The 12363-nt window shown below is 69.8% G+C and carries 10 protein-coding genes; 1 reads left to right on the forward strand and 9 read right to left on the reverse strand.

Annotated elements, in window-relative coordinates; genetic code table 11:
* Window positions 1–26 precede the first annotated feature (26 nt).
* Window positions 27–992 carry a TraR/DksA family transcriptional regulator gene (locus tag ACWD4O_RS06495; RefSeq protein WP_451278019.1) on the reverse strand — a complete coding sequence of 322 codons (966 nt, stop codon included), beginning with the start codon at window positions 990–992 and terminating at the stop codon, window positions 27–29.
* A gap of 603 nt (window positions 993–1595) precedes the next feature.
* Here ACWD4O_RS06495 and ileS point away from each other — a divergent pair.
* On the forward strand, window positions 1596–4739 hold the full coding sequence (ileS, locus tag ACWD4O_RS06500) for an isoleucine--tRNA ligase (protein ID WP_451278021.1): 3144 nt from the start codon (window positions 1596–1598) through the stop codon (window positions 4737–4739).
* 267 nt (window positions 4740–5006) lie between these two features.
* Here the strand turns inward: ileS and ACWD4O_RS06505 are convergent, their stop codons facing one another.
* The 8 genes from ACWD4O_RS06505 to murG form a co-directional block, all read right to left on the reverse strand.
* On the reverse strand, window positions 5007–6329 hold the full coding sequence (locus ACWD4O_RS06505) for a DivIVA domain-containing protein (protein ID WP_451278023.1): 1323 nt from the start codon (window positions 6327–6329) through the stop codon (window positions 5007–5009).
* A 52-nt stretch (window positions 6330–6381) separates the two neighbouring features.
* A complete protein-coding gene (locus tag ACWD4O_RS06510) occupies window positions 6382–6666 on the reverse strand; it encodes a YggT family protein (RefSeq protein ID WP_037668845.1) in 285 nt (94 codons plus the stop codon).
* Window positions 6667–6736: 70 nt separating this feature from the next.
* A complete protein-coding gene (locus ACWD4O_RS06515; RefSeq protein WP_351910992.1) occupies window positions 6737–7378 on the reverse strand; it encodes a cell division protein SepF in 642 nt (213 codons plus the stop codon).
* 127 nt (window positions 7379–7505) lie between these two features.
* Window positions 7506–8225 carry a YggS family pyridoxal phosphate-dependent enzyme gene (locus ACWD4O_RS06520; protein WP_451278026.1) on the reverse strand — a complete coding sequence of 240 codons (720 nt, stop codon included), beginning with the start codon at window positions 8223–8225 and terminating at the stop codon, window positions 7506–7508.
* Between the two features lie 6 nt (window positions 8226–8231).
* On the reverse strand, window positions 8232–8960 hold the full coding sequence (gene pgeF / locus ACWD4O_RS06525; protein WP_451278028.1) for a peptidoglycan editing factor PgeF: 729 nt from the start codon (window positions 8958–8960) through the stop codon (window positions 8232–8234).
* Entirely contained in the window at window positions 8957–10153 is a 1197-nt protein-coding gene (gene ftsZ / locus ACWD4O_RS06530; RefSeq protein ID WP_451278030.1) for a cell division protein FtsZ, read from the reverse strand. The genes pgeF and ftsZ overlap by 4 nt, the downstream gene beginning before the upstream one ends.
* A 278-nt stretch (window positions 10154–10431) precedes the next feature.
* Window positions 10432–11235 carry a cell division protein FtsQ/DivIB gene (locus tag ACWD4O_RS06535; RefSeq protein WP_451278032.1) on the reverse strand — a complete coding sequence of 268 codons (804 nt, stop codon included), beginning with the start codon at window positions 11233–11235 and terminating at the stop codon, window positions 10432–10434.
* Window positions 11236–11262: 27 nt separating this feature from the next.
* Complete coding sequence (murG, locus tag ACWD4O_RS06540) at window positions 11263–12360, reverse strand: undecaprenyldiphospho-muramoylpentapeptide beta-N-acetylglucosaminyltransferase (protein ID WP_351910997.1); 1098 nt, start codon at window positions 12358–12360, stop codon at window positions 11263–11265.
* Between the last annotated feature and the right edge of the window lie 3 nt (window positions 12361–12363).

The raw sequence follows: 12363 nt of genomic DNA on the forward strand, positions 1-12363 counted from the left end.
CGGCACGCCCCCCGGCAGCCAGGAGATCAGTACCGGCGCTCCTGCTTCTGCTTGCACTCGACGCAGAGCGTGGCCCTCGGGAAGGCCAGCATCCGGGCCTTGCCGATGGCGTTGCCGCAGTTCTCGCACAGCCCGTAGGTGCCCGCGTCCAGCCGCTCCAGGGCGTGCTCGGTCTGGATCAGCATCTCGCGCGCGTTGGCGGCCAGCGACAGTTCGTGCTCGCGCGTGATGTTCTTGGTGCCGGTGTCGGCCTGGTCGTCGCCGGCCCCGTCCCCCGAGTCCCGCATCAGGCCGACCAGGGCCGTCTCGGACGAGGCCAGCTCCGCCCGCAGCCGCTCCATCTCGGAGCTCAACTGTGCGCGGGCCTCCTCGACCTCCTCCTGCGTCCACGGCTCCTCACCGGGGCGCACCGCGAGCTCGCCCGGCTCCACCGCGGCGAGGCGTGCCTTGGGAACGGCGGTCTTCGCCGCCGTGGCCGTACCCGGAGTCTTCTTCGCAACCACCGTCGTGGCTCCCGTCTGCTCCGCGGCCGAGGCCGCGCCCACCTTCTTGGCCGTGTTCTTCCTGCCCGCACCCGTAGCGGCCACGCCCTTGGCACCGGCGACCTTCGCGGCCGCCGCCTTCCTGCCGGTGACCTTCGCGGCCGCCGCCTTCTTCCCGGTCGCCTTCTTCGCAGCCGGTTCCTTGACGGCCGCCTTCCTGGGACCCGCCTTCTTGGCGACCGTCCCCTCGACGACCGTCTCCTTGACGACCGTCTCCTTGACGACCGTCTCCTTGACGACCGTCTTCCTGGCGACCGCTTTCTCCTCGCTCGCCTTCTTCGCAGCGGTCTTCTTCACGACGGTCTTCTTCGTAGTGGCCGCCTTCTCGGCCTTCGCCCGCTTCCCCGCATTCCCCGCACTCCCGGCGGTCGCATCCCTGGCCGCGCCGCCGGAGGCACTCGGGGACCTGCCGGACGCCGACTGCTGTACGGCGGTCTTCTTCGCCACCATGGCCGCGGCCCCTTCACATATTGTGATCTTGCACGCGAATCGTGCTGGGACGATAAATCGACTTGGGGCCCGCGGCAACGGGGCACACCGCCCGATTCGCCCGCCTCGCGCACGCGACGCGGCAAGCCTGCATCCGTTGTGCCCAGCTCCCCGCCGGGTAATCCGCCGGGCCGGACGTCCCGGAATGCGAACACGCGTACCTCCGCATCCAACCACCATTCGGGGCATCTCGACCCCTGTCGCCCGCCTCGCCGGGAGGCCCCGTAAACCGGTCGGCCGCCGTCGTCGTGGAGCCGTACACTGGGCGCAGCGAAAAGCATGGATGGGGACGAGTAGCGGCGCACGCAGCCCAGAGCGACCCGGGGACGGTGGAAGCCCGGGGGCCTGCACGACGCGAAGATCACCCCGGAGCCGCCGGAAGAAGACCCGTCGAGGGTTGGTAGAACCGGCATCGCGACCCCAATGAGGGGGCTCACCGGCGCGCAGGGCGCACCGGAGGGCCAAGGAGGGTGGTACCGCGGGAGCGCGCCGCAGAAGGCGTAGACAGGCAACAAGGCTCTCGTCCCTCCGACGGAAGGCAGTACGTCCGCCGGAGGAAGATCGATGACGCAGTACCGCCAGGTGCCCGCCCAGGTCGACCTGCCCGCCCTCGAGCACGCGGTGCTCGACTTCTGGCGCGAGCAGAAGATCTTTGCCAAGAGCCTGGAGCAGTCCGAGGGCCGCCCCGAATGGGTGTTCTACGAGGGCCCGCCCACCGCCAACGGCATGCCGGGCGCCCACCACATCGAGGCACGCGTCTTCAAGGACGTCTTCCCCCGCTTCCGCACCATGCGCGGCTACCACGTGGCCCGCAAGGCCGGCTGGGACTGCCACGGCCTGCCGGTGGAGCTCGCGGTGGAGAAGGAGCTCGGCTTCTCCGGCAAGCAGGACATCGAGGCCTACGGCATCGCGGAGTTCAACGCCAAGTGCCGGGAGTCCGTGACCCGGCACACCGACGCCTTCACCGACCTGACGACCCGCATGGGCTACTGGGTCGACCTCGACGACGCGTACCGGACCATGGACCCGGAGTACGTCGAGTCCGTCTGGTGGTCGCTCAAGGAGATCTTCGACAAGGGCCTGCTGGTCCAAGACCACCGCGTCGCCCCCTGGTGTCCCCGCTGCGGCACCGGCCTCTCCGACCACGAGCTGGCGCAGGGCTACGAGACGGTCGTCGACCCTTCCGTGTACGTCCGTTTCCCGCTCACCTCCGGTCCGCTCGCCGGCGAAGCCTCCCTGGTCGTCTGGACGACGACCCCCTGGACGCTGGTCTCCAACACGGCCGTGGCCGCGCACCCCGAGGTCACCTACGTCGTCGTGACCGACGGCGAGGAGAAGCTCGTCGTGGCCGAGCCGCTGGTCGCCAAGGCGCTCGGCGAGGGCTGGGAGACCACCGGTCAGAGCTTCACCGGCGCCGAAATGGAGCGTTGGTCCTATCAACGTCCGTTCGAGCTGGTCGAGTTCCCGGCGGACGTGAAAACCCACTACGTGGTCAACGCCGAGTACGTGACGACCGAGGACGGCACGGGTCTGGTCCACCAGTCCCCCGCCTTCGGCGAGGACGACCTCAAGGTCTGCCGCGCCTACGGCCTGCCGGTCGTCAACCCGGTCCGCCCCGACGGCACCTTCGAGGAATCCGTCCCCCTGGTCGGCGGCGTCTTCTTCAAGAAGGCGGACGAAAAGCTCACCGAGGACCTCCAGCAGCGCGGCCTCCTGTTCAAGCACATCCCGTACGAGCACAGCTACCCGCACTGCTGGCGCTGCCACACCGCGCTCCTCTACTACGCGCAGCCGTCCTGGTACATCCGCACGACGGCCGTCAAGGACCGTCTGCTCCAGGAGAACGAGAAGACCAACTGGTTCCCGGACACGGTCAAGCACGGCCGCTTCGGCGACTGGCTGAACAACAACATCGACTGGGCGCTGTCCCGCAGCCGCTACTGGGGCACCCCGCTGCCGATCTGGCGCTGCGAGGACGACCACCTCACGGTCGTCGGCTCGCGCGCGGAGCTCACCGCGCTGACCGGCGAGGACCAGTCCGAGCTGGACCCGCACCGGCCGTACGTCGACGCCGTCACCTTCGACTGCCCGCAGGATGACTGCGGCAAGACGGCCACGCGCGTGCCGGAGGTCATCGACGCCTGGTACGACTCGGGTTCGATGCCGTTCGCGCAGTGGGGCTACCCGTACAAGAACAAGGACCTGTTCGAGTCTCGCTACCCGGCGCAGTTCATCTCTGAGGCGATCGACCAGACCCGCGGCTGGTTCTACACACTGATGGCCGTCGGCACGCTGGTCTTCGACAGGTCGTCGTACGAGAACGTCGTCTGTCTCGGTCACATCCTGGCCGAGGACGGCCGCAAGATGTCCAAGCACCTGGGCAACACCCTGGATCCGATCCCGCTGATGGACCGGCACGGCGCCGACGCCGTCCGCTGGTTCATGGCGGCCGGCGGCTCCCCGTGGGCGGCCCGCCGGGTGGGCCACGGCACCATCCAGGAGGTCGTCCGCAAGACGCTCCTCACGTACTGGAACACGGTCGCCTTCCAGGCGCTGTACGCGCGCACGTCCGACTGGGCGCCGAGCGAGGCCGACCCGGCCCCGGCCGACCGCCCCGTCCTGGACCGCTGGCTGCTCTCCGAACTCCACGCGCTCACCGACCAGGTGACGCAGGCTCTGGAGGCGTACGACACCCAGCGCGCCGGCAAGCTGCTCTCGGCGTTCGTGGACGACCTGTCCAACTGGTACGTCCGCCGCTCCCGGCGCCGCTTCTGGCAGGGCGACAAGGCCGCGCTGCGCACCCTGCACGAGGTCGTCGAGACGGTCACCAAGCTGATGGCCCCGCTGACCCCGTTCATCACCGAGCGGGTCTGGCAGGACCTCGTCGTGCCGGTCACCCCGGGCGCCCCGGACTCCGTCCATCTGGCCGCCTGGCCGGAGGCGGACCTGTCCGCGATCGACCCGGAGCTGTCGCGGCAGATGGTCCTGGTCCGCCGTCTGGTGGAGCTGGGCCGCGCCACGCGCGCGGAGTCGGGCGTCAAGACCCGCCAGCCGCTGCGCCGCGCCCTGATCGCCGCCACGGGCTTCGACGGCCTCGACCGCGAGCTGCACGCGCAGATCACCGAGGAGCTCAACGTCGAGTCCCTGGCGTCCCTCTCCGAGGTGGGCGGCAGCCTGGTCGACACGACCGCGAAGGCCAACTTCCGCGCCCTGGGCAAGCGTTTCGGCAAGCGCGTCCAGGACGTGGCCAAGGCCGTCGCGAACGCCGACGCGGCCGCGCTGTCCCTCGCCCTGCGCGAGGGCACGGCGTCGGTGGAGATCGACGGCGAGACGATCGTCCTCGCCCCCGACGAGGTGATCATCACGGAGACCCCGCGCGAGGGCTGGTCGGTCGCCTCCGACTCCGGCGCCACGGTCGCGCTGGACCTGGAGATCACCGAGGAGCTGCGCCGCGCGGGCCTGGCCCGTGACGCGATCCGACTGATCCAGGAGGCCCGCAAGAACAGCGGCCTCGACGTCGCCGACCGCATCGCGCTGCGCTGGACCGCGACCGACCCGGGAGCCGTCGAGGCCCTGTCCGGTCACGCCGGCCTCATCGCCGACGAGGTCCTCGCCACGGACTTCGCCCAGGGCGAGGCGGACGACACGTACGGCGCCCCGTTCACGGACGAGGGCCTGACGCTGACCTTCCGCCTGCGCAAGGCGTAAGGCCACTAGGGCGCAAGGGCGCAAGGGCGCAAGGGCGCAAGGGCGCAAGGGCGCAAGGGCGCAAGGGCGCAAGGGCGCAAGAACGGAGGGCCCGGTTCCCCCAAGGGGAGCCGGGCCCTCCGCGTTGTGCCGCCCAGGTCTCCCACTGGACACCGTCGTCACCGCTGTCAACATCGTCAACACGCGTAAAAAGGGCGGGACCCCGGATCAAAAATCCGGGGTCCCGCCCTTTGAACGCTGCCGACGCCTAAGGCGTACTAGTGGCCGTCAGTTGTCGTCCTCGTCGATGAGGAAACCGCGCATCGGCGAGGGGGCCTGGCCCATCGGCGACGGGCCCTGCGGCCGCACCGGAGCCATCGGCTGGGTCATCGCCGGGGACATCTGCTGCTGCTGACCGCCGTAGGACGGAGCGGCCGGGCTCGGAGCGCCCATGCCCGGGTTGCCGCCGTAGGACGGGGCACTCGCGCCGGCCGGAGCCATGGAAGGCGCCGGGGACGGCGGCAGCGAAGCCGCGGCCGGAGTACGCGGCGGAGCGAGCGAGTCGTCGGCCTGGGTCTCCAACTGACGCAGCTGGGACTCGAGGTAGGACTTCAGACGCGTCCGGTACTCGCGCTCGAAGCCACGCAGGTCCTCGACCTTGCGCTCCAGCGTCGCGCGGGCGGACTCCAGGGAGCCCATCGCCACGCGGTGCTTCTCCTGCGCGTCCCGCTCCAGGGCATCGGCCTTGGCACGGGCGTCGCGCTCGAGACCCTCGGCACGCGAACGCGCCTCACCGACGATCTTGTTGGCTTCGGAACGGGCCTCGGCGATCGCCTGGTCGGCGGTCTGCTGGGCCAGCGAGAGGACACGGGCGGCGCTGTCGCCACCGGGGCCCTGACCGGGGCCGCCCATCGGACCGCCCATGGGGCCGCCCATCGGGCCACCCATCTGCTGCTGCATGGGCTGGCCGCCCATCGGACCCTGGCCCATCGGACCCTGACCCATGGGGCCCTGGCCCATCGGACCCTGACCCATCGGGCCCTGGCCCATGGGGCCACCCATCTGACCGGGACCCTGCGGGCCACCCTGGCCACCGCCGGGACCTGCGGGCAGCTGCGGCGCACCGCTAGGCAGCTGGGGCGGGCCACCCATGGGGCCACCCATCTGCTGCTGCGGCGGGCCCGATATGCCGGCGGGCACCGGAGCGCCGGGACCGCGCATGCCCTGCGGAGGCATGCCCTGGGGAGGCATCCCCTGCTGCGGCATGCCCTGCTGGGGCATTCCGCCCTGCTGCATCCCGCCTTGCTGCATGCCGCCTTGCTGCATGCCGCCTTGCTGCATCCCGCCCTGCTGCTGCATCCCGCCCTGCTGCGGCATGCCACCCTGCTGCTGGTCCTGCTCCGGCGGCTTGCGCATGTTCTGCTGGTTCTGGGCAGCAGCGCGCGTGGCAGCGGCCAGCTTGGCGCGCAGATCCTCGTTCTCGCGGAGCAGGCGGGTCAGTTCGGCTTCGACCTCGTCGAGGAAGGCATCGACCTCGTCCTCGTCATAGCCTTCTCGGAGGCGGACGGTCGTGAACTGCTTGTTCCGCACGTCCTCGGGGGTCAACGGCATCTCTTCACCTCAACGTAGTCGTCGGCATCGGCAAGACGGTAGTTCACATCGCTCACAGCCGGCTCACGATCGAGATCAGGATGTAGACGATGATCATCAGTACGAAGAAGGACAGGTCGAGCGCCACGCCCCCGAGACGCAACGGCGGGATTACCCGCCGCAGAAGCTTGAGCGGTGGATCGGTGACAGTGTAGGTGGCCTCCAGAACGACCACCATCGCCTTGCCGGGCTGCCATGAGCGGGCGAACTGGAAGACGTAGTCCATGACCAACCGGAAGATGAGCACGATGAGGAAGACCATCAGCGCGATGTAGATGACATCAAGGACCACGCTCATGTTCGGTGTTTCCCTCTCCCCTGTTCCGTGCCGCTCTGTACTGCTCTGTACTGCTTTCCGGTCTTACGTCTCAGCTCTGGTTGAAGAACCCGCCCTCTGCGATGCGGGCCTTGTCCTCCGCCGTGACATCGACGTTAGCAGGCGACAACAGGAACACCTTCTGCGTCACCCGCTCGATGCTGCCGTGAAGACCAAACACCAAACCGGCCGCAAAGTCGACAAGTCGCTTCGCGTCTGTGTCATCCATCTCAGTCAGATTCATGATCACCGGGGTGCCCTCACGGAAGTGTTCCCCGATGGTACGGGCCTCGTTGTAGGTCCGGGGGTGGAGTGTGGTGATCCGGTACGGCTCTCGTTCCGACACGACCTTGGGCATGATCACCGGTGCGTTCTTCTCCAGGGACTGACGTTCTTGTGTGATGGATGCCACGGGCGCGATGCGCGCCGGACGCCCGGATTCCGCGGCTAGCGAAGCAGATCGGGCCACCGGCTCACGCGGAGCGGGCGGCTGTACGATTCGCACCTCTTCATCCCTTTGGGACTGATGTGCACCGTGAGACTGGTGCACCGGCTCGTGACGCCGGTGGTCCCGCTCGGGCTCAGGGTCGAGCTCGGGTTCGAAGTCGTCGTCGGGGTCGAAGCCCCGGCCGTCGTACCCATCGTCCTCCACGAGGCCGAGGTAGACCGCCATCTTGCGCATCGCGCCGGCCATGCTCTGAGTCCTCCGCTCTGTGGTGGATCGACTTTCGACTGCCAAGTCCCGCGATCCACGTGGCCCTTGTGCCGCCTCGCGGCGGTAATGACCATATTTTCTGCTGTGGTCCGACTTCCTGGCGACGTTACCCGAGCCTGGGGCGGACGCCGAGTACCGCGGTGCCGACGCGTACATGTGTCGCTCCGGCCGCCACGGCCTCCTCGAGGTCCGCACTCATCCCTGCCGACACCATGTTCGCAGCCGGACGGTCTCTGCGCAGGTCGGTCGACAAATCCATCAACCGCCCGAATGCTGCCCGTTGACGCCCGGCGTACTCCCCGGTCAGAGGTGCGACGGTCATCAGTCCGTCAAGCCGCAACCCCGGGGAGCCGGCGACCAGCTCGGCCAACTCCTCGATGCCGCCCGGGGCCACTCCGCCGCGCTCCCCCCGCTCGCTCAGCCCGGCGTCCAGGGCCACCTGGATCAGGCAGCCCAGTTCCCGGCCGGCCCGCACGGCCTCCTTGGACAGGGCCGTCACCAGCCTCGCGCGGTCGACCGACTGCACGACGTCCGCGTAACCGACCACGGAGCGCACCTTGTTGGTCTGCAGCTGGCCGACGAAGTGCCATCGAAGCGGCAGGTCGGCGCAGTCGGCCGCCTTGGGCGCCGCGTCCTGGTCCTTGTTCTCGGCGACGTCCTGCACGCCGAGTTCGGCGAGGATCCGCACATCGCTGGCCGGGTAGGTCTTGGTGACCACGATCAGGGTCACCTCCTCCCGCTTGCGACTGGCGGCCGCGCACGCGGCGGCGATGCGCTCCTCCACCTTCGCCAGGTTTCCGGCGATTTCGTCCCTACGGTCCGTCATGCCCCATCAGTCCAGCCAGACATATCCCGCGAGTCGCCCCGTGGAGCGGTCGCGGCGATACGAGAAGTGATCCTTCGACTCCCGAGTGCACACCGGCGACTGCTCCCGGTCGTGCACCCCGAGCCGGTCGAGCTGCGCATGCACCCCGGCGGTCACGTCGACCGCGGGAGTGCCCCAGCTCGTCTCGGCGTGCGCCGCCGGCTCGACGGCGGCCACCTCGGCGCGCATCTCCTCCGGCACCTCGTAGCACCGGCCGCACACGGCGGGTCCGGTGCGGGCGACGATCCGGGCGGGGTCGGCGCCGAGCGACTCCATCGCGTCGACGGCGGCGGGCACGATCCCCTTGACCATGCCGGGCCGTCCCGCGTGAGCGGCGGCGACGACACCGGCGACGGGGTCGGCGAGCAGCACCGGCACGCAGTCCGCCGTCAGCACGGCGAGGGCGAGTCCGCGGGTCGCGGTCACCAGGCCGTCGACCGGCGGGGTCAGCCGGGTGGTCCAGGGTCCTTCGACCTCGGCCACGTCGTTGCCGTGCACCTGGTTCATCCAGACGACCCGGCCCGGATCCAGCCCCAGCGACTTGGCGGCCAGCTCACGGTTGACGCGTACGGCGTCGGGGTCGTCGCCGACCGCCCCGCCGAGGTTGAGCTCCTCATACGGAGCGGCGCTCACCCCGCCCCACCGGTCGGTGAAGGCGAAGTGCGCGCCGCTCACGCTCTCGCGCTGTCCTATCACTTCAGGAAGTCCGGCACGTCCAGCTCCTCGGCCGCGCTGTCCGAGTACGACCGCGACGGCGGCACCGGCGGGGAGACCGGGAGGTCGGCCACCGGCTCGGGGGCCGGCTCCGGCTCCTCCTTCGGCGTGACGCTGCCGAGCGAGCCGAAGGACGGACGGCTGTCGGACTGCCGTACCGGAGTGGGCTCGTCGCGGCGGGCCGAGGCCGAGGACGAGCCGATGACGGTCTCCCGGCGGGCCGGGGGCTGCCCCCCGTCGAAGCCGGCCGCGATGACGGTGACCCGGACCTCGTCGCCGAGCGCGTCGTCGATGACCGCGCCGAAGATGATGTTGGCCTCGGGGTGGGCCGCCTCGCTGACCAGCTGGGCGGCCTCGTTGATCTCGAACAGGCCGAGGTCGGAGCCGCCGGAGATGGAGAGCAGGACGCCCCGGGCGCCGTCGATGGAGGCCTCCAGCAGCGGCGAGGAGATCGCCATCTCGGCGGCGGCCACCGCGCGGTCGTCGCCGCGGGCCGAGCCGATGCCCATGAGGGCCGAGCCGGCCTCGGACATGACCGACTTGACGTCGGCGAAGTCGAGGTTGATCAGACCGGGGGTGGTGATCAGGTCGGTGATGCCCTGAACGCCGGAGAGCAGGACCTGGTCGGCCGACTTGAAGGCGTCGAGGACCGAGACCTGGCGGTCCGAGATGGACAGCAGCCGGTCGTTGGGGATGACGATGAGGGTGTCGACCTCTTCGCGGAGTTCGGCGATGCCGTCCTCGGCCTGGTTGGCGCGGCGCCGTCCCTCGAAGGTGAACGGGCGGGTGACCACGCCGATGGTGAGGGCGCCGAGGTTGCGGGCGATGTTGGCCACGACGGGCGCGCCGCCGGTGCCGGTGCCGCCTCCCTCGCCGGCCGTCACGAAGACCATGTCGGCCCCCTTGAGGACCTCCTCGATCTCCTCGCGGTGGTCCTCGGCGGCCTTGCGGCCGACGGCCGGGTTGGCGCCGGCGCCGAGTCCGCGGGTCAGTTCGCGGCCGACGTCGAGCTTGACGTCGGCGTCGCTCATCAACAGCGCCTGCGCGTCGGTGTTGATGGCGATGAACTCGACGCCCTTGAGACCGACCTCGATCATCCGGTTGATGGCATTGACACCACCGCCGCCGACACCGATGACTTTGATGACTGCGAGGTAGTTCTGCGGTGCTGCCACGTCGAAGGCCTCTCGCCTCGAGTTACGTGTCGTCGCCTCACATGGTGATGCGATCCGACGACTGATGCCGAATGGGACGGTCCGTTTCGCCGACCCGAACCCTAACGCTGAAGTTTAGGGTTACCAGTGTGTCTGTTCCTTGAAGTCTTCTGAACAGGACACTAAGTCGACAAGTGGCGCCCGTTCAACGAACACGCCGAACCTCCCGTTTTTCTTTTCACCCTATGTGATCAGCCGTGTCAGTGCCCAACCAGGGTGCTGGCCTGCGCTGATGTGCGTCAACTCCCCGATGACGCAGGGGCGGTGGGAGCGCTGACATCGAAGTGCCGCGCGTCCGGGGCGGCTTTCATGAGAGCGGTGAGTGCACGGCCCTTCGCGGCGCCCTGCTCGGCGCTCCCCCACGCGACCGTGCGGCCGGCGGTCAACTCCAGCGAGATGTCGTCGTAGGAAAGGACCTTGACGAGGCGGGTGTCGCGGGCGACGGCGGCCGGGAGGGAGCCGGCCGCCTCGACCGCCTCCCGCACCAGCCGGCCCTCGCCGAAGCGGCGCAGGCTCGCGGCGGCGGAACGCGAGGACGAAACGGCCATTTCCAGAAGAGGAACACCTTTCGGAGCCTCGGAAACCGTGGCGAAACGGACGCCGTCGTCGTCCACTTCCACGAACTTCGACCCCTTTTGCACAAGCAGAACCGGAGTCCGCTCGGTCACTTTCAGACCGATTCCATGAGGCCAGGAACGGACCACGTCGACGGAGTCGATTCGGGGCAATTCCGTACGCAATCGCGCCTCGATCGCATCCGTGTCGACGGAAATCATCGGCGATCCGACCGGTACGGCGGCGGCTTCGCGCACCTGCTGCGGTGTCAGCACGCCCGTGCCGGAGACGGTGACGCGCTGAACCCGCAGCCACTGTGAGCCGTACAACACCCAGCCGACGCCCGCCCCGAGGAGCGCGACGACCAGCACAAGGATGATGATCACACGAAGTCTGCGCGGCCCCAACCGGCCCAACCGCCGGACGAGGGGCGGGCCGGAGGACTCCTGCTGACGTGCACCGCGCTCGGCGGTGGCGGATCCGGCCACGCTCCCCTGTCCTTTCGTCAAACGTGCCTATCGGTGTGCACGGGAGGCGGCGATCGCCTCGTACACCATGCCGACGAGCAGGTCGTCGGCGTCACGGCGGCCGAACTCGCTGGCGGCGCGGGACATCTCGTACAGCCGGTGCGGGTCGGCGAGCACGGGCAGGACGGTCTCCCGGACCCACTCGGGGGTCAGTTCCGCGTCGTCGACCAGCAGTCCGCCGCCCGCCTTGACCACCGGCTGGGCGTTCAGCCGCTGTTCGCCGTTGCCGATGGGCAGCGGGACATAGGCGGCCGGGAGCCCGACGGCGGAGAGTTCGGCGACGGTCATCGCGCCCGCGCGGCAGAGCATCATGTCGGCGGCGGCGTACGCGAGGTCCATCCGGTCCACGTACGGTACCGGGATGTAGGGGGGCATCCCCGGCATCTGCTGCACATGCGGCAGTTCGTTCTTCGGGCCGACGGCGTGCAGGATCTGGATGCCGGCCTGCTGCAGCCAGGGCGCGACCTGCTGGACGACCTCGTTGAGACGCCGGGCGCCCTGCGAGCCGCCGGAGACCAGCAGCGTGGGCAGGTTCGGGTCGAGCCCGAACATCGCGCGGGCTTCGGGGCGCGCGGCCGCGCGGTCCAGGGTGGCGATGGAGCGGCGCAGCGGGATGCCGATGTAGCGGGCGTCGCGCAGCTTGCTGTCGGGCGTGGAGACGGCGACCCGGGCCGCGTAGCGCGAGCCGATCTTGTTGGCCAGCCCGGGGCGGGCGTTGGCCTCGTGGACCACGATCGGCACGCCGAGGCGCTTGGCGGCGAGGTAGCCGGGCAGGGCCACATAACCGCCGAAGCCGACGACGCAGTCCGCCTTGGTGCGCTCCAGGATCTGCTCGGCGGCCTTGATCGTGCCGCGCAGCCGGCCCGGGACGGTGATCAGTTCAGGGGTGGGCTTGCGCGGCAGGGGCACGGCGGGGATCAGCGCGAGCTCGTAGCCCCGCTGCGGAACGAGCGTGGTCTCCAGGCCGCGCTCCGTGCCCAGGGCCGTGATCCCCACAGTGGGGTCCTGCCTGCGCAGGGCGTCCGCGAGGGCGAGCGCGGGCTCGATGTGGCCGGCGGTCCCCCCACCAGCGAGTACGACATGCACCGA

The organism is Streptomyces sp. NPDC002623 (genome assembly GCF_053592635.1).